We start from the raw sequence: 19558 nt of genomic DNA on the forward strand, positions 1-19558 counted from the left end.
GTGTTTGAGAACAGTTGAGCTTATTGATATGTTTATAGAGGTTTGTGAAGAAAACGTGTCTCTTGCCGTTGTTATGGTAAGTAGAGACAACAATGGAAGAATGATTTTGTTATCAAACGATCATTTTCCCAATATCCCAATAAACGATCCTCCACTCATGCAATATTCCATTTACTACGAATGATGCAAGGGAGTTGATCAGGTTGAGTACAAACACCTCTATAACAGATAAGAATCAAACGGAACAGACGAGTGATGACTATTCATTGGATAGGGTACCTCTCAACAAACGAAATATGGGATGGTTGAGTATTACAAACATTACGTTCGGAATTGCTACGGCAATTTTTTATTTTCAAATGGGAAGTGTTATGGCACTGCAATTCGGTGCAATTAACGCCATTATTTCAGCCGTATATGCAATTATCGTCGCCGGAATTCTTGGCACGTTCATTGCTTATTTATCTGCCAAATCAGGAATGAATGTCAATTTATTGTCCAGGGGTGGTGGATTCGGCTATATAGGCGCATCGTTAACCTCCTTTATTTACGCTACTAATTTCATTATGTATTGTGCGTTGGAAGGTTTGATTTTAGTTTCTGCCGTACATGAGTTTTTCCCTGTTATTCCTGAGTGGGTACTAATTCTTTTCTTCGGTTCCATTGTCATTCCATTGAATTGGTTTGGAATTAAGCAATTGGATAAACTACAAAAATGGTCCTTACCACTATTCTTCGTCTTTTTAATTGCAGCAATCGTCTTAGCTGCCCTTCAAACCTCTGAATATGACGGATACTTTTGGACGTATATGCCAGAGAATGTTCAAGTTGGCGGATCGGCCTTATTACTATGTATTGGGATGCAACATGGAATTATGGGGTTAACCCCGTTACTTGCTTCAGACTATGCTCGTTTTCTCAAACCAAAAGATACGAAGTTTGGAATATTTGCAATCGGATTTATCCCACAGATTTTTTGTTTTGGGGTAATGGGTGGACTTGGCATTTGGTTCGGCGTTCGTTTAGGTGAACCGAATCCAGGCGTTTATATTGTCCTTCTGTTAGGTTTTTGGGGAGCATTATTTACGATGCTTACACAGGTACGAATTAACGTCACGAATATTTATAGTGGCTCTTTGTCATTATCAAGCTTCTTTGAGAACATCTTTCATTTCAAACCGGGACGTCGTTTCTGGGTTGTCGTAACAGGTCTTAGCGCCATTGCGCTGATGCTTGGTAAAATCGTAAATCATCTCGATACAGTGATGACTTTCCAAGGTGTTTTCTTATTAGCATGGGCTTCCGTTCTTGTAGCAGATGCGGTTATTGTCAAAAAGATCCTTAAAATCGGTCCAGGATATTATGAAGCTAGGCAAGAAAACTTACACAAATGGAATCCGGTTGGTGTTGGCGCATTAGTCATTTCCACAACATTGGGTACCATTGCTGCACTTGGATTTATCGGTCCATTTTTACAAAGTACCGCAGCTTTCTTTGCTTCAGTGTTGGCGGCGATTTTAACGGTTGTTATTGCAATTGCTACGAAAGGAAAATATTACATTTCCGAAGAAGCAACCGACATCGAAAAAGAAGAATATATTGCCTAGAACAATATAAAAAAGCACGCCCGTTTAGTAAGTAGTTCACTTACCGTGGAGAAAATTTAAAATAAAACCCTTTTTGGCATACCAATTAGCATATTAGTTGGTATGCTATTTTTTGTTGTCATATCAATATTTTAAACGAATTAGTAATCACTTTAGCATAGGAAATCGCATAGCTTTTAACATAGCGACAATAAATATTGTCAATGTGTTATATCCTTTACTATTTACTGTGCTAAAATCGATGTGAATTACTGTTCAATTTCGTATGTGTTTTAACAAATGAGTTTTAAACTAGTGAATAATTTGTAATCACTTACAACTCTTATATGTTAAAATAAAGGGGAACAGAATAAATACCGGAATTGTTGATTAGAATGTATTGATCTATATTGCAACAATACCAGCTAATAGCTGTCAATAATTAAGGCTAAAAAATTTTAAAAAAACATGTTACACTAAAATTGAACATACTAAATAAACCCTTTGATTAAAAGGAAAAAAACAAAGAAATTTAAAGCATTACACTAGGTCTACAAAGTCTTCTTGACGTTTTAACATGGCATGAATCCAATGAACAAGCTTGTTTGCACAAGCAATTATAGCGACTTTATGTGGCTTGCCTTCATTTCTTTTACGTCCATAAAAAGCAATGAGTTTTTTATTTCGTCCCTTGGCTAAACCACACTGAACAGCCGTGTAAAGCGTTTGTCTCAATCTCGATGAACCTCTTTTTGTAATACGATTGATCGAAGCTTTAAATTTACCTGATTCAAAAACAGATGGATCCAATCCTGCATAGGCGACTAGCTTCTTAGGATGCTCGAACTGGTTGATATCACCAACTTCGGAGAGGATTGTTGCCGCAATCTTATCTCCGATACCGGGTACGGATTGGATTAATCTGTATTCTTCGAATGACTTTGAAAGCGCATTTATTTCTTTTAATAATTCGGCTAGGTGAGTCTGATACTGGAAAATCATATGAATATACATGCGCAAACTAACCAGTTGTCCATGGCTAATTTGAGATTGATAAGGATTGCGTCTTGCTGCTTCTTTTAATTGTTGAGCTTTGTTCAGAAACCAATCATAAGAACGCCTAGCTCCAAATTGTCCCATCTCCTCAGCTAAACTTTCTTCAGAGACCCTATGAACATCTAAAGCAGTGGGATAACTCAATAAAGTATTCAAAGAGAGTTTCCCATAAAGATCACTAAAAACACTATGGTATTCTGGGAATACTTGATCCAAAGCTACTTGAAATTGAAGCTTTATTTGAACATAACTATCTGTTAAAGCACTGTGTTGTCTTGTTAATAGACGTAAATTAAGAGCTTTCTCTGTTTTCCTTTGATAGATTTCAAGGTCTTCCTTGTAGTAAAGCTCTCCTAAATGATACGCATCAGCCTTATCCGTTTTTACTTGACGCAAGCTCATCTTTCTCGACTCAAAAGAAACGACTGGATTAATTAAATAATACGCTATATCCTGATTTTCAAGGAATTGAAGCACAGGTTCATGAAAGTGTCCAGTAGATTCAAAGATTACAGCCGGAGGCTGCCCAGAGGCTTTTTCTAACTCTTGATAAAAACTATGAAATGTTTGAAGACCTGGTAAATCGTGTGTGAACTTAAAGCTTTGCTTATACACTTCTTTTCTTTGTAGAAAGGCTTGAACTTGGCTTTCGCCTTTTGCAACATCCAAGCCAATGACAGGGTCCATATAAATCACACTCCATTTAATAGATTTGCCGGTTCGCCTCTTTATCACTTATAGTGTCATAGCTTCGCTTGTTATACGGGATCTAAGTCCCAACCAGCCTCAAACATGTTTCTATAAGGAGAGGGTGGACAGTATTGCGGACGGGATCGATGTCCCACGGGCCAGATCGTCCTACCCCGGCTACCTTAAGCATAAAACCTATAAAAAATAGGTCAACCAGAGATGACTGGCTAACCTTATAATACGAACGGGCCATTTAACGGAATAACTGATAATTTTGCACAAAAAGGTGATTTTATGAAAAAGGCGATGCTTGCATTAATTATAATTATATTATCTAGTGTTTCACTATCAGGATGTGGTGATGCTGATATGGAGGGAATTGTACTTAAGACAACTGAAAACTATGTTCAGGTTGCAACAGAACTGTCTCCTGATGAGTACGAGGAAATTAAGGATAAACCAGCTGGACAGATTCAAGATGAAGATGTACTTGGAGATACTTACCGTGGATTGATTAATTTGACTTACGACAATCCCGAAAAGTTTAGTAAAGGCGATGAAGTTGATATATGGATTGATGGGGATATAAGGGAATCCTATCCTTCAGGAGCTACGGCTAAAAAAATCTCTTTAAAAAAATGATTATGAAACAATCGGGTGCAAGAATGGAATAATAATTACGATTTTTCTTGGCTTATCGGGCTACTATATAATGTTGGTTATGACGCCCAAGTTAGGAAAAAGGGGGTGTAATAATTGAACTGGGCAGTACTAAAAGATGCAAAATGGTGGTCATTAACAGCAACGTCTTTATTATTAGGGGTTATTGGCATAGTGTTGGCAGTATACAATAATAGCTACTGGGCGTATTTTGTTATTATTTCAGCGATATTCACGCTTTTAGGCTCGAATAGAGGAGATCAATTAACGGGTTTGTAAAGCAAACGGGCGCGATTGTGGAATAACAAAATTAATATATGAAAAAGTCGCTCAACAATATGAGCGACTTTTTTCATTTTAAATTTATACTAAAACGTATGTTATTTTGTATGCTGATTTCGTTGTGATTTATGATGTTAAAATCCTACTGAAATACGGTGTGATTTTAAATGCTAATTTTATTGTTAATTTGCTTTTTCTCCACCAAAAGTGAACTACTTACCCGTTTAGGCGTGCTTTTTTTGTTGAATTTTGATTATCGCTTCGGCGCTAATTCAATGGCTTGATCTAACGCTTCCAGCATACTTCTTTCATCGGCAATTCCTTTTCCAGCAATATCAAATGCTGTTCCATGGTCGACACTTGTTCGTATGATTGGAAGGCCGACAGTGATATTCACACCCGCTTCAAGGCCTAACACCTTGATTGGCCCGTGTCCTTGGTCATGATACATCGCTACAACGATATCAAAATCACCTCGTTGTGCACGGAAAAATAATGTGTCCGCAGGAAGTGGTCCTTCGACATCAATACCTTCTCCTGTTGCCCGTTCGATGGCTGGAATGATTTTCTCTTCTTCCTCACCATAGCCGAACAATCCATTTTCACCGGCGTGTGGGTTAATGCCACACACACCGATTTTCGGCTGGTCAATCCCTGATTTGCTCAATGTGTCATGCGCTAAGCGGATAACTTTATATACACGTTCCGGTTCGATCATGTTTATTGCATCAATTAATCCGACGTGGGTCGTCACATGGATGACTTTCAACTTAGGAGATGAAAGCATCATGGAAAAGTCTTTTGTATCGGTCAATTCCGCCAGTATCTCTGTATGTCCTGGGTAAATATGACCACCTTTATGCAGCGCTTCTTTGTTCAAAGGCGCTGTACAAATGGCATCGATTTTTTGTTCGTTTGCCAGTTCAATCGCTGTACGAAGATATTCAAACGCAGCATGACCTGCTTCACTGGAAACCTCACCAATGGGAAGGTCTGCTGGTAAAATATCTAAATCAATACAAGCAATTTCACCGTATGTTGCTGTGAACTCCGTATCTTTATCGATCACTTTAATAGACGCTTCTATCTTTAAATTCTCTACTGCTTTTTTCAGCATTTTCGCATCACCAATGACGATTGGTGTAGCTTCTCTATATATTCTCTCTGTCTGTAAACTTCTTACGATGATTTCAGGACCGACGCCAGCCCCATCACCCATTGTAATTCCTATAATTGGCTTATTAGACATGGTTATGAACTCCTTTTAATTCAAGCATCGCATGGTGTATGGAAGTTTCAGTTCCAAACGCGCCTGCCTTTGTAATGACTAAGTAGTCTTTTTCCGGACCGATCAATGTTCCTAAAGGAATGCCTGTTTCCACCTCTTGAATGAGTTGAAAACCAAGCCCTCCCAGATGACGAGATGTATCTTTTGCTGTATCGCCACCCGTTAAAACAAAGCCTGTCAGATTTCTATTTCTCAAAGCTACTTGTTCGACGATTTCACCAATGCCGTTTGAGATTCGTTCACCAATTCCGTTTTTCGTTAAATCAAGCTTTGCACCGATTTCTTTTACCTCTGTGCGAGCTTTCTCATTAGAAGGAACATACAAGACGACATCTTTCTCTATTGCGAGTCCTTCTAAACAACGTTCAATATACGTTTGCCGAGCTTGATTCCATTCATCTGAAAAGAAGATTGTCGGGTCGATTTCAACGGCTTCGATCTGTAGTTGGTTTGCTGCATATTGAACTTGCCCTTGTGTTACTTGTGATAAACTCCCACAAACTGTCATCACACGTTCCGCTTTTCGTTGGACTTGTTCACCGACTTCGCTTTCAAGACCTAATGTCTCTGGAATGACTTCCGCCAAACCAGCTGAACCTGCCCAAATAACATTCCGAGAAATCGAGCTCATTTTCTTCGCACCTTCTCGGAGGTCTTCAAACGATTCAGCATCGCAGACAAGGTAAGTGATTCCTTGGACTTTAAAGTCTTCAATCTTCTTCGCAAATGAGTCATGGTCTAAATGAATATCTTCTTGGCGAATTAAACCTACCGGCACGCCGATCTCTTCTTCAATCAATGCTGGAATCGATGAATTTTTCACCGGGTGTTTTGGATCTTTTGCCGTTTCTGTTTCTGCCAACTCCACGCCATTGACATAATGGATCCCATTTTTTGTCGTTCGTCCAAGTGATGGGAATGCTGGCGCGATGAAGATAAATTCAGGGCCAAAGACTTCTTCTAGTGTCTGTAACTCTGTACCGATATACCCTCTTAACGTCGAATCCATTTTTTTATAGATCGTAGTAAAACCTGCATTTTTCAAATATTCCCCAGCCTGAGTTGTGATGGATATTGCATCTTTCTTCGCTAAAGCACGCGAATTTGTATCAATCACCAAACCGTGGTTAAGCCTATTTGAGGCTTGTGGAATATCGAACAACACAGACGTAGGTATTCCCTTTTTTGTCAATTGAACACCTGAATCATTCGCGCCCGTCAGATCATCCGCTATAATTCCTATTTGTAATCTCATTGTTGATAACTTCCTTTAATGTTATTCATGCACCACATAATCGTCTGGTATATTCACACCTTTTTTCTCCAGACGTTTTACAAGAAATCCGATATAGATCGGTAGTAAGATTGCGGTCGTTACCGTAGATGCAGCTACCTGCACGGTCGCCAAGTCAACATTTGTTGCAAATGTTGCACTTGCCGCGGCAATTGCTGCTGGTGTTGCTACTGCGTTACCTGCTGTAGATCCTTCAGCCGCACCAGCAATCGGGTTCCATTTAAGTGCTTTAAAGACAAAGTACCCTGCTGTACCCGTGATAAATACTGTTGCTAAACCAAGAAGGACGCCAGAAAGCCCACCATTAATGATTGCATTGAAATCAATTCCCATACCAAGCGCAAACGCGAAGAATGGAATTAACATCGAGCTACCTTTATCCAAGAATTTACGCATTTCATCATCCAAGTTCCCTAACACCATACCCACAATGATTGGCAATAGTACGGAAATGAATGAAACGAATGAGAACAATCCGTCAACAAAGCCCATTGCACCGAAGATCGCCAATGCAACCATCGTAAAGAACGGACCATCATTTAAAGCTAACAGGGAATAAGCTGCACGGTCTGTTTTATCACCATATTGACCAACCAATGCAACGTACAAACCACCATTACTATTTGTCATAGCAGCGATGATTGCAATTGGCGCCAAGCCTAGCCACAAGCCGTTATCGCCAGCAAACATGTATGCAAGCAGTCCGAAAATTGCCCCGACAAACCATTTGGTCGCCAACAAAGTCGCACCTTTTCCTAGACTGACACCGACATTGCGGACATTAATTTGCGCACCTGTACATAACAGGAATAAGGCAATCAATGTTCCGGCACCATCAACAAATAATTGTTGTGTGAAGTTACCGATTCTCAATAAATCGGGTGCAAATGTATTGAGTGTTGCGGCAAGCAATAATGGGACAACCATCATGCCGCCCGGAATTCGATCCAATGTTGCTTTAATCTTCATTATTCTCCTCCTTCATATGTAAATCGTTTAATTTTCGAACACCAATAAAGCGGTTACACGTGTAATAATAATTTAATCCGATTAAAAATGCAACATTATTTTATAATAATATTTTAATAATGTGCTTAGCGTGTTGTTTGTGTTGCAAAATGAAGCAAAAAAAGAGAATCTTTAGAAGATCCTCTTTTTTATTGGTTCCCTATATTTTTATTTTTTATTATTCATCCCTTAATTTCCGCCACAATGTTGAACGATTGATTCCTAACCTTTTTGCTGCTTTCGTTTGGTTTTGATTTTCTTCCGTCAACACTTGCTGGATGACCTGCTTTTCAATTTCTTTTAATGTACCTTCCATCGCTAATGGTTTCACTGAGTTATTTGATGCAGAAAGCTTATTCATAACCTTATTAACATCGGGGACATCAATATAATATCCATTCGCTAAACTACTTAATTGTTTCACAACCGCTCGTAATTCTGGAATATTTCCCTTCCAATCATATTGTAGCAAGCATTGAGCGGCCTGATCGTTTACCCCGACGGTTTCACTTCCCTTTTCCATGTGCATCTCTGTCAAGAAATAATCAATAAAAGCCAATATATCTTTTTTACGCTCTCGGAGTGGTGGAAGGTAAATGATTTCGTCATCGTAATCGCTCACAGCATCGGTCTCCAGCAATTCTTCCTGTAAAAGTATGATTTTAATTCTCTTCGATAAGCCGGTCAATCGGTATACGAGATCTCTTTGGACATCGGAAGAAATCAAATCCATATTTTTCACAATCACTGTTCCACTTGTCAACGAGTGAAGTATTTCCTCTAAATAGGTAAAGCTTTCATTCGTAAATAGCGATCCTTGAATCTCTAAAATTGGTGCGGTTTGATCAAAACGTTTAAAATGAATTTGTTTGGCGACTGTAAACTTCCCTGTTCCCTTCTCTCCTACAATACAAGTCATTTCGTCAGTCGCCGCTGCATGACCAATCTTCTCTTCAAGTTGGTGCACGCGATCACTGTCTCCAATCAGTGGTTGATTTGCTGGGTCGCTCATCATAGATATCACTTGCTGCCCGTTAGGATTATACGTAGTTGCATTCAATTGAATTCCAACAATCTTCTCTGTCTTGCTAACGAGAAAACCTTGGAGTTGATAGATACGCGATTCACATTTGATTTCTTGCCACTGAATTTGTTGTTGATCAAGAACTCTTCTGACAAGTTGGATAAACGATTCTGCATGTACCAACTTCTTCGTTGGGTCTATTTCGGCAAATGAACCATTTTGTTCGAGAACTTTCCCCTCTTCATCCACTAACATCACCGGAAGGGGCATCTCATTAAGGACTTGCCGATAAATATGATGGCGATAATTAACTCTTCGAAAGAAGTGGTGGATTCGCTTTGCTTCGTCGATGGCATTCATAATCGCTTCTCTTCCGGAAGTAATCAAAACACCTCGTAAACCAAGCCGCTGAGCAACCTCGATCGTTATAACGTCACCAATGACAACAGTGAATCCTTCTTGTTTTAGCCGCTCTAAATTAGCTTGCACTTCAGTTGATGACTGTATGGTAACCATTTTTACGTCGAAATCTAAAATATTACAAATAGTCGCTGAACCTTCAGATATATTTTTAAAACCTACGAGAGCTACACCAGATTTCACCCCACTGATCAAGGTAAACACACGAAGCATATCGTAACCAGTAATATCAATGTGTACGACAGGAATGGAAACGGATTCTTGAATCAGTGACGCCGTTCCACCACGACTGATAATAATGTCATAGCCTTGCTCTTCCGCACGCTTGGCTTCAATGACACCCTTTTCCAAGTTTGCTACTGTCGTATCCAATTGAATATCATCTGGAACCTCGATATTCTTCGCTGTTTCGGCCAGACCGTTATATGGTGCTACGAGTAAAACCTTAATCATAAAAACCCCTCATCCGTTGCATATTTCAACAATTGTATTATGCCATAAAGTGGTTTTGGTGTCATGCTTTACGGGAGGGATTTTTTAAGAAACTGAAGGGGCGTGGATTAACACTGAAGACACGTGGGTTAACACTGAAGCGGTGTGGTTTAACACTGAAGACGCGTGAATTAACACTGAAGCGGCGTGGATTAACACTGAAGGTGCACGAATTAACACTGAAGATGCGTGGTTTAACACTGAAGACGCGCAGATTAACACTGAAGGTGCGTGGTTTAACACTGAAGCCACACGAATTAACACTGAAGCCGCGCAAATTAATGCTGAAGTCATAAGATCCAATGATGGACTATTCAGGCATAGAGAGAAAAAATCATGCGCTATCTTCGAACAGAAGCGCACTAATCAAAGGTAGCGAGTAAAAAACGCACAGTACCCACGAATAGAAAGGTTCCAATCGTGGGTAGTGGTTAACTTTATCTTTAATAAATAATTGAATTGTTCTGTTGCTCTTCGGCTCATTTTAATCCTGAAGATTGTTAATTTAAGCTATAGTCAATACGTTTCTCATCATCTAAAAACAATGACATTTCTTTTGGTTTTGTTTCTGCAATTTTTCTTCCGTTTCGATAAGAAGCTAGCACTTCTGCTTGTGTTCGAATTGCATCATATCGATTCGTCGCATTCAAGATAATAAAATTCGCCGGCTTACCTTCTTCAATTCCGTATTGATCTTGGATGTCTAAAGTAACCGCGCTATTTTCTGTAATATAATCAAATGAATGAACGATTTGGTGGTAGCCCATCAAGTGGGTCACATGTATCCCCATAAGCAGTACTTGCAACATATTCCCCGTTCCGATCGGATACCACGGATCGACGATATCATCATGACCAAAGCAAACATTAAGGCCCGCTTCCGTCAATTCTTTCACCCGGGTTACACCACGACGTTTCGGATAATCATCAAACCGACCTTGTAAGTGCGTATTGACGAGTGGATTCGCAACAAAGTTGATATTCGAGAGACTTAGGATCTTCATTAATTTCGATACATATGCCCCGTTATACGAATGCATCGCCGTCGTGTGGCTTGCTGTCACTCGGTTGCCTAGCCCTCTTTCAAACGCCTCTGTCGCAACAACTTCAACAAAACGCGACTGCTCATCATCAATTTCATCACAGTGAATATCGACGAGCTTATCATATTTTTCGGCTAGGTCAAATGCAATTTTCATCGATTTCACACCATACTCACGGGTGAACTCAAAGTGCGGAATGCCACCGACGACATCCGCCCCCATCTGTAACGCTTCCTCCACAAGCTCTGCTCCATTCGGATAAGATAAATACCCTTCTTGAGGGAAAGCAACCAACTGAAGGTCGACATAGTCCTTCATCTCTTCTTTCACTTCGATCAAAGCTTTCAAAGCTGTTAATTTTGGATCACAAACGTCTACATGCGTACGAATGTGTTGGATTCCTTGACTGATCTGCCACTGAATCGCTTTTGTCGCTCGTTGTTTCACATCTTCAATCGTTAACGATTTCTTTCGCTCAGCCCATGTTTCAATGCCTTCAAATAATGTGCCGCTCTCATTCCACTTTGGCTCACCTGCTGTCAGTGTCGTATCCAAATGAATATGCGGCTCAATAAATGGTGCGCTGACAAGCTTGCCACCTACGTCCATTGCGCCATCGACCGGCTTAGCTGTTTCGATTTTTTTAAAAATTCCATTTTCGATATAAATGTTCCATAAACCTTCTCGTTTTGCTAGTGAAGCATTTTGAATAATCATTTATTAAACCTCTTTTCCTACAATGACACTCGTTTTCGTTCCCATAACGCGTTCAATGATGAATGTTAAACCTGTAAATAAGATCACCGAACCGATCATGCCATTTAGTGGTGGAATCCCTGGAAGAAACTGCGCGGCCGCAAATCCACCAACCCACGCGATAATCGCCGGCCACCGAACAGCTTGGAATGTTGTCTCTTTCAGTGGTGCATAGTGTCCTTTTCTTAAAATAAAGAAATCCGCAAGTAAAATCGCGCCAATTGGCGGTAGGGCAGCTCCTAATAAGGATAACCAGCCGACGAAATTATTGTATAACCACATCGCAAAGATTGTTCCGATGATTCCGTTGATAATGACGAGCTTGCTTTTTTTCATTTTCGTGATATTCGAAAAGCCTAAGCCAGATGCATATAGCGCGTTATCATTCGTCGTCCAAATGTTTAACCCGAGAACGATAATCGCTGGAACAATTAACCCTTGCACAAACATGACCTCTGAAATGTCTCCAAATCCAGTAGCGATTGCCCCAACTGCACCGAATAAGAACATCAACGAATTTCCGATGAAAAACGCAATCAATGTAATGATGACGGCTGATTTTTTCGTTTTCGCAAACCGAACGAAATCAGGAGTCAATGTTCCTGCACTCGCAAACGATCCAACACAAATCGTTAATGCGGCGGCGAGTCCTAATGACGTTTCGGGTTGATAGTTAGCTAATTGAGCGATGCCACCTAGATCATCAACTGCAATTCCAATGGATACACTTCCGATAATGGCGATGGCAGGAACCGCTATAAAACTTAAAATGGCCAAGGCCTTCATGCCATAAAACGCGGATGCCGTCATGACAATACCTGAAAGGATGACTAACAGCCACATATCAATGCCTGTCACCTTGTGTACAGGAACAGCGAACATTGCCAAGCCCACACCGAACCAACCGACTTGTGTTGCGCCTAGTAAAAATGAAGCTAAATACGAACCCTTTTCACCAAATGCGTATCTTGCAAGCAAGTGTGTCGACAAACCCGTTTTTGCAGCCATATACGCTAAGCCACTCGTGTATAGCCCAAGAATTAAGTTTCCTAATAACACCATCCAAATGAACTCTTGGAAGGTTAATCCCAATCCTAGTTCGCCACCCGACAACATACTTGCTGAGAAAAACGTTAATCCCATCATCACCGCAAACATTTTCATAAAACCGACCCGATGAGATTGTGGTACTGCACGTAATGAAAATTCATGATCCATATTCAATTCCCCCTTGTCTTTTCACTGGCACCAAGTCGAACAAGGAGATTCACAGATTTTCGCACAAAAAAAGCTCCTTGCCCGACCGACAAGAAGCTTTTAGAAATAGAATGACGTCCTGCAACTTGCATACACGTATCCCATTTCTAAACCGTTGTCCTTGTCAGTCTCTCTGGACTGAATTAAAGGTACCCATATGTGATTGTACTCATTATTGCAATGTGATCGTCGATTGTCAAGATGAAGTTGGGCTTAGTTTAAAAATTCTTCTTATGAAGCTCACTGACTTCCGCGGCCAATTCAGGGACCGGACCATCTATCTCCGCGTCGCGAACCACCTCTTGAATCGGTAAATTGTAAACAAGTGAATCCTACATCCGTACGGTTTAGTGTAGTGGCAAATTTAGGTCTACATGTATCACTTTTGAAACGTCTAAACTCCTATTATCAGCCATAGTATTTAATTATTTTTGGTTCGTAGTTTGATATTACTTCAAAAACATCATCTCCAGTCAGATATAAATGATGCTCTACTGTGGGATAAAGTTGTTTATTAGCTATATGGTTATCGTCAAATGACTTAATATAGGAAGAATTAGATACTTTAAAAAAATATGGGGATTCATCTGAATTTAAATAGGAAAAATCTTGATCTAACCTACTCAAATCTGACCTCCCTATCTCCGTTCCATACCGAAAGCTCCAAACAACGTACTCTAAAGGGCATTCCTGATCATACACAATTTTTATTCTATTACTATAAAAGTCTTTGAAAATTATGGTCAATGAATCGGGCTTGCAAGCCACTTCCTCCATAACTATTTCTGATGGGTTTTTACCCTTTAAAGTCATGTCAGGTTGCCAAACATGGAGTTTTTCTCCATTTTTTTTCTTCATTATAATCAACTACCTTATTTATATCTAATTTTGTCCCAAACCCTCGAGTTTGATGCTGGATATTGCAGAGTTGGTTTACCTGTAGATGTTGCTCTTGGATAATATGTTACAGTCTTTCCATATTAAACTTTAACAGAGCCATCACTTTTAAGTTTAAATTATGATGATCAAATTAAATCCAGAATCTATAACTCCAACTTTTAATTAGGAATCGGTTCTTTACTTCCATTTGTCATTACGACAATTCTGATCTACTCTTTAAACCTTTGTACAAGCGTAAAGTGCTTCATACCCCAGCTCACCAACTCGATAAACTGAACGCTCATACATTTGAAAAATACCTAGTGTTCCAATACAAAAAAAGCCAGTTATCCAGTAACGATACTTAACATTCACCCTACTTACTCAGCCAATTAAAGATTCTTCTGATGAAGCTGAACATGAAGCTCACGGACTTCCTCTGCCAACTCAGGGACAGGACCATCTACTACCGCGTCACGAATCACCTCTTGAATTGAAAGGTTCCGAACCGGTGAAGGCCCAACTCCCATTTCATTCATCCACTCCACCAATTGCTCAGACGAGCTCGCATATACAATTCGTCCTAGACCGACCCAACCATGAGCCGCCGCACACATCGGGCAATGCTCACCAGACGTATAAACCGTCGCCTTGCTTCTTTCCTCAGGACTCATATTATTCGCCGCCCAGCGCGCCAAAGCAAACTCCGGGTGCTGGGTATGATCTCCGCCAGCCACATGGTTGTGGTCTTCATGGAGTACCTTCCCATCCGCAGAAACAAGAACAGAACCGAATGGCTCATCTCCTTTATCGAGCGCCTCTTTAGCTAATTCAACACAACGGCGTAAGTGCTTTATATCCACTTCAGTAATCATCGGAAAGCCCCCTCAATATTTTTATTACCAACATTTAAGTTAGCATACTTTTAGATGGCGAACACATTATACGCTTATCAAGCAATAGGATAATTACTAAGTTCTATATAATTTATAAAAATAAACAATTATCATTAAAACTTTAAAAAATAAAACAAAAATCATTTTATTTTTAATTTATTTCATGTAAAATGATACCAAGAATAATTTCAGGGGGAGTGTTAGATTTGAATCAATTTAAATTTAATCCGCAAGATAGTCAAATGATTGTAAATGGTATTGTTGAAGGGTATCGGGAGTATATTGAACATCGTAAAGACCGTCACGAAATTATGGCAATTAGTTCTGCCTTTGCTTGGACAAAAGGAAACTTCATAGAAAGTAAAATTGCACAAATCAGCCCTCTTCTTAGTCTAAAATACAAGTTCGCAAAGGCAGGATTAACATGGGATTATTTGCAATTTATTCATGAAGATACAAAAAAACTTTTTCTCATTAAAAATGCAGCTTATTTTAACGAAGATAACTTCTCACAGGCTTTATTACCCAATCAGCAGAAAAGTAAGGGCCCTCGTAGAACCTACCTACACGAACTATCAAAAATAAACCAACATATTGAATTTACGTCTGACTATCAACCCAAAAGTGAATATGAAATAACTGAGCAACTATCTTTATTTATACCCGAGAAACAAATAAGAGATGATTTAGAAAAAATTCAAAAAGACTATAATGAATTCCACATCCTAACGTACAGCATTGACGACGCATATCAAATCTCTGAAATCATTCATTATATACCCAACCCGACGAATAACATTGCATACAGAATCGAGGACCTGTCAAAATATATCTCAGGTGCAGAATTAACAGATGAGGAACGTGAAGTAATTGCACCAGATCAAGATAGTGATATAATTGACCCTGCAGCATATGATATAGGAATCATTGAGGATGAGAACGAAGAAGAAAGTAATTAATTTTTTATTTTAGTAAGGGGGAGCTTTATGTTTATTGGTGAAAATTTAGCTAACCTTCGCATCATGCACGGATATTCACGAAAACAGCTCTCTGAAAAGTTGAATGTAACAGAGCAAGCCATCTGGCAATACGAAAATAATTACACGTCTCCTAAAATGCAAATAGTTAATGATTTGAAGTCAATCTTTAACGTAAAAAGCAAATTCTTTTATAAAAGTGACGTATTGAATCGATACTGTGAACCAAGTAATATCCCAGTTATGAACATTGCATACCGGTCTAAAATAAAAAATGTAATTTCAAAGACACAAGCAGAAGCCAAACACATTGAATATCTGGATAGCTTTGTTAATTATCTTACGACGAAATTATCTCTTCCTACTCAAAGAATCATTCAACTAAGAGACGAAGTTATTAACTATCTAAATACGACATCCGATGATCGAGAAGTACAAATAAGCACAGTAGCTGAAATTGCACGAAGCAAACTAGGGTTTCGAGATGACACAAATGATGACCTGATGTTTTTAGTTGAAAAAAGCGGTATCTTTATATTTGAAAAAGCAATTGGAGAAGAAATCGATGCTTATAGTTTATGGACTAACAGTGACCGACCTTTCATTATTTTAGGTAATATGAAAAGGTCTTCTGTTCGAAGAAACTTCGATATTGCACATGAGCTTGGTCATTTGCTTCTTCATTATAAAGTTGAATTCACTAACCTTGATACAAAAGAACATAAAAATATAGAAAATGAAGCAAATCTTTTTGCGGGTGCTTTTTTATTACCAAAAAAGTCTTTCTTGCAAGATATGGAAACAGTTTCTCGTGTTACTAATCCCGATGCTTATTTAGATTTAAAAAAGAAATGGAAAACATCACTTCAAGTTTTAGGTTATAGAGCGGCTAATTTAGGTATACTGGACTCCAAAAATCACCGTAATTTTTATGCTGCCTTACATCGAAAAGATTATCTAAAAAGAGAACCACTCGACGAATCTTTATCGATTCAAAGACCGCACAAAATTAAATCAATTATTGATTTAGTGACTAAAAAGGAATTAATTGATCTACGTGAGATGATGGAGAAAGACTGGATGGTAGAAGTTCAATTTTTTAACCGAATAACCGGTATTGAAGTAGATTTTTTTAATAATTATCTAAAAAAGGATTATGACTTTGAACTGTTACATGTTGAAAATTCATAAAATCTTCTGTAACTAAAAAAGGTAGAACCCTATTACAATGGGTCTACCTTTTTTCTTGTTATTTAATTCAATTGAATCTCCCGTCAAAGCAGTAAAAAAGCGATCGGTGTTGCGATCAAAATCGTAAGAATTGTTCGTTCGATCCAAATGATAATCAACTTAGGAATACTGACTTCGATATCCGTTGCCAAGATTGTTGGAATCGTTGCAGAGAAGAAAATAATCGCTGAAACGGATAGAACCCCCATGACAAATTTCGTTACTAAAGAGGCATCCACAACCATCAATGCCGGCAAGAACATTTCGGCGATTTCTACAGCTGCTGCTTTGGCTGCCAATAAAGGCTCTGGAAGTTGAACCAATAGCGTAAATGGATAGAAAATATAGCCGATTATATCAAATACAGGTGTGTAAGTAGATAGGATTAATCCTAAAAGTCCGACAGACAGAATGGTTGGCAAAATGGACGCTGCCATAATAACGCCATCTTTGAAATTGATCCAGACGTTTTTCAGTAATGGTAAGGAATCGTTTGCGACAGACATCCCTTCATCCCACGCAGCTTTGAGTCGATTTCCCTTAGGTTGAACTTCTGGAGTTCCCTCTTGCCCTTGGTAATAGTCTTCACTGACTATGTTTAATGGCCAAATTCTAACTGTGATAGCGGTTACAAGAAAAGTAACAAACAATGTGACCCAAAAATACGTATTCCATATGTGCATAATGTCTAGCGTGCTGGCTACGACCACCATGAATGTTGCTGACACTGTCGAGAATCCAGTTGCGATAATCCACGCTTCTTTCAGTGTGTACTTCCCTTCTTTATACACGCGGTTGGTGATCAACATCCCGATTGAATAACTTCCTACGAATGAAGCCACTGCATCAATTGCTGATCGACCCGGTGTTTTCCAAACAGGTCGCATGATCGGCTGAACCAAGACACCGATGAACTCTAAAAATCCATAACCGACTAACAAAGCCAAAAAGACTGCACCGATTGGGACTAAGACGCCAACTGAAGTAACTAAGTTATTAAAAAGAAATGGACCTAAACCTGGATTGAAGAGCCAAGCTGGTCCGAAATCGAACACGAGCATGAAGGCGAATATGGCTCCAGCTATCTTAAACATCGATAAGCCAATAACGACTTTATTTTTGTTCCACGTTTTATTCGCAAAGGGGTAAATCGCTCCGAAAACGATAACCGCTAGAATATAGTACGGTACGGCAGCTGTGAAATTCTCTCTAATAAATGTCACCATATGATCAAGCATAATACTCGATGAACCATTGATCGTAATGGGAATGAAAAACATAAACGCTCCTATAAAACTGTAACCGATAAACTTAAGTATATTATGCCAATTCGTGTGGTGCTCCTCCTGTGGTTGATGCACTTGCTTTTCTGCTTCCATTTGCATAACCTCCCATAGGTAAAATAAAGCTCTGTTAAAAATCTTTAAGATTTAACAGAGCTGCACAACATAACATCTAGTTTTCTACGACTACTTTTCCTTTTTTAATTACTTGGTCAATATGGTTCATGCCATAGTTGTACGATAGTTTGAGATAGTTCGACACACCGAAAATAGCTACGTCCGCTTGTTTTCCCACCTCCAAACTACCGATTTGTTCTGCTTTACCAATGGCGTGTGCAGCGTTAATCGTTGTTGCGACCAACACTTCTTCTGGAGTCATGCCCATTTTCAAACAGCCTAGGTTCATAATGAATTGCAAAGACAATGTCGGGGATGAACCTGGATTGGCATCTGTCGATAGGGCTACAGCAACGCCTTGGTCGATCATCTTCCTTGCATCGGCATACTCAGCCATCAAGAAAAATGCTGTTCCTGGCAATAGCACACCGATGACATTTTTTTCTGCCATTTGTCGGATTCCTTCATCAGAAGCTTTCAATAGATGGTCAGCTGAAATGGCTCCGACTTCAGCGGCTAATTCTGCTCCACCGTATGGTTCGATTTCATCGGCATGAATTTTCGGAATGAGACCATGTTCTTTTCCAGCTTGTAAAATACGCCGTGATTGCTCAGGTGTAAATACACCTCTTTCACAAAACACATCATTGAATGTAGCTAACCCTTTCTTGGCCACTTCAGGAATCATCTCTTCAATGACACGGTTGACGAATGGTTCTGGGTTTTCCTTTTCATCCATCGGAATGGCATGCGCACCCATGAAGGTAGAAACGATATCCATCTCATGGTCTTCAGCAAGCTTTTTCGCTACTTCCAGTTGTTTCATCTCATGCTCAATGGAAAGTCCGTAGCCACTTTTGGCTTCTACGGTTGTGACTCCATACTCAAAGAATGTATCGAGCCGCTTCTTCGACTCTTCATAAAGTTGATCGAAGCTTGCTTCCTTCGTCGCTTCAGTCGTTGCATGAATCCCGCCACCAGCATTCATAATTTCCATATAGGTTTTGCCTTTGAGGCGCATCGCATATTCATTCTCTCGCGTACCTGCATGAACGAGATGTGTATGTGGATCGATTAATCCTGGCGTTACTAGCTTACCAGTCGCATCGATTACCTTTGATTGAGCAACTAACTCCGCATGGTCTTTTTCGATATCCTCAAGCATTCCCACTGCTTGAATCGTTCCATCCTTTATCAGGACACTGCCATTTTCAATTACCCTTAAGTCGCTCATTTTTTCTCGTTTCGCGGGTTGGTTAGAATAACCCTTCGTCGTCACTAGCTGTGATGCATTTTTGATAAGTAGTAGTTCTGACATGT

Annotated in this window: 16 protein-coding genes; 5 read left to right on the plus strand and 11 right to left on the minus strand. The window is 39.5% G+C overall.

Features of this window, described 5'->3' with window-relative positions; genetic code table 11:
• Window positions 1-203 precede the first annotated feature (203 nt).
• Window positions 204-1607, plus strand: coding sequence for a purine-cytosine permease family protein (locus tag KQ486_RS02795; protein WP_216686719.1), 1404 nt, complete (start codon window positions 204-206; stop codon window positions 1605-1607).
• A 519-nt stretch (window positions 1608-2126) separates the two neighbouring features.
• Here the strand turns inward: KQ486_RS02795 and KQ486_RS02800 are convergent.
• Window positions 2127-3329, minus strand: coding sequence for an IS110 family RNA-guided transposase (locus KQ486_RS02800; protein WP_216686720.1), 1203 nt, complete (start codon window positions 3327-3329; stop codon window positions 2127-2129).
• Window positions 3330-3626: 297 nt separating this feature from the next.
• Between KQ486_RS02800 and KQ486_RS02805 the strand changes: the two genes are divergently transcribed.
• The gene (locus KQ486_RS02805; protein ID WP_216686721.1) at window positions 3627-3974 is read left to right on the plus strand and encodes a DUF3221 domain-containing protein; all 348 of its coding nucleotides are present in this window, start codon (window positions 3627-3629) and stop codon (window positions 3972-3974) included.
• A 114-nt stretch (window positions 3975-4088) separates the two neighbouring features.
• Window positions 4089-4271: a hypothetical protein gene (locus KQ486_RS02810; RefSeq protein WP_068446700.1), complete on the plus strand. Its 183-nt coding sequence runs from the start codon at window positions 4089-4091 to the stop codon at window positions 4269-4271.
• Between the two features lie 256 nt (window positions 4272-4527).
• Here KQ486_RS02810 and pdxA read toward each other — a convergent pair whose 3' ends face one another.
• The 8 genes from pdxA to KQ486_RS02850 all read right to left on the minus strand — a co-directional run bounded on the left by pdxA (window position 4528) and on the right by KQ486_RS02850 (window position 14610).
• Window positions 4528-5523: a 4-hydroxythreonine-4-phosphate dehydrogenase PdxA gene (gene pdxA / locus KQ486_RS02815; RefSeq protein ID WP_216686722.1), complete on the minus strand. Its 996-nt coding sequence runs from the start codon at window positions 5521-5523 to the stop codon at window positions 4528-4530.
• A complete protein-coding gene (locus tag KQ486_RS02820; protein ID WP_216686723.1) occupies window positions 5516-6817 on the minus strand; it encodes a four-carbon acid sugar kinase family protein in 1302 nt (433 codons plus the stop codon). Before KQ486_RS02820 ends, pdxA begins: the two co-directional genes overlap by 8 nt.
• Before the next feature lie 21 nt (window positions 6818-6838).
• A complete protein-coding gene (locus KQ486_RS02825; protein WP_216686724.1) occupies window positions 6839-7825 on the minus strand; it encodes a 2-keto-3-deoxygluconate permease in 987 nt (328 codons plus the stop codon).
• Window positions 7826-8042: 217 nt separating this feature from the next.
• Complete coding sequence (locus tag KQ486_RS02830; RefSeq protein ID WP_216686725.1) at window positions 8043-9761, minus strand: sigma-54-dependent Fis family transcriptional regulator; 1719 nt, start codon at window positions 9759-9761, stop codon at window positions 8043-8045.
• A gap of 539 nt (window positions 9762-10300) precedes the next feature.
• Entirely contained in the window at window positions 10301-11560 is a 1260-nt protein-coding gene (codA, locus tag KQ486_RS02835) for a cytosine deaminase (RefSeq protein WP_216686726.1), read from the minus strand.
• 3 nt (window positions 11561-11563) lie between these two features.
• Window positions 11564-12817 (minus strand): cytosine permease, encoded by a 1254-nt coding sequence (gene codB / locus KQ486_RS02840; RefSeq protein WP_216686727.1) that lies wholly within the window; start codon window positions 12815-12817, stop codon window positions 11564-11566.
• 447 nt (window positions 12818-13264) lie between these two features.
• On the minus strand, window positions 13265-13714 hold the full coding sequence (locus tag KQ486_RS02845) for a hypothetical protein (protein WP_212370542.1): 450 nt from the start codon (window positions 13712-13714) through the stop codon (window positions 13265-13267).
• A 413-nt stretch (window positions 13715-14127) separates the two neighbouring features.
• Complete coding sequence (locus tag KQ486_RS02850) at window positions 14128-14610, minus strand: nucleoside deaminase (RefSeq protein ID WP_216686728.1); 483 nt, start codon at window positions 14608-14610, stop codon at window positions 14128-14130.
• Between the two features lie 227 nt (window positions 14611-14837).
• Between KQ486_RS02850 and KQ486_RS02855 the strand changes: the two genes are divergently transcribed.
• Together KQ486_RS02855 and KQ486_RS02860 are read left to right on the plus strand one after the other, a co-directional pair.
• Window positions 14838-15590 (plus strand): spr1630 family ClpXP-sensitive toxin, encoded by a 753-nt coding sequence (locus KQ486_RS02855; RefSeq protein WP_216686729.1) that lies wholly within the window; start codon window positions 14838-14840, stop codon window positions 15588-15590.
• Window positions 15591-15617: 27 nt separating this feature from the next.
• The gene (locus KQ486_RS02860) at window positions 15618-16799 is read left to right on the plus strand and encodes a spr1629 family repressor/antitoxin (RefSeq protein ID WP_216686730.1); all 1182 of its coding nucleotides are present in this window, start codon (window positions 15618-15620) and stop codon (window positions 16797-16799) included.
• An 83-nt stretch (window positions 16800-16882) separates the two neighbouring features.
• On the opposite strand, the gene KQ486_RS02865 is transcribed toward KQ486_RS02860, so the two are convergent.
• Window positions 16883-18223: a YjiH family protein gene (locus KQ486_RS02865; RefSeq protein ID WP_216686731.1), complete on the minus strand. Its 1341-nt coding sequence runs from the start codon at window positions 18221-18223 to the stop codon at window positions 16883-16885.
• A gap of 70 nt (window positions 18224-18293) precedes the next feature.
• Window positions 18294-19556 carry an imidazolonepropionase gene (gene hutI / locus KQ486_RS02870; protein ID WP_216686732.1) on the minus strand — a complete coding sequence of 421 codons (1263 nt, stop codon included), beginning with the start codon at window positions 19554-19556 and terminating at the stop codon, window positions 18294-18296.
• Window positions 19557-19558 lie beyond the last annotated feature (2 nt).

Origin of the sequence: Allobacillus halotolerans, from assembly GCF_018967645.1 — a bacterium.
In the GTDB taxonomy this organism is placed as follows: Bacteria; Bacillota; Bacilli; order Bacillales; family Alkalibacillaceae; genus Allobacillus; species Allobacillus halotolerans.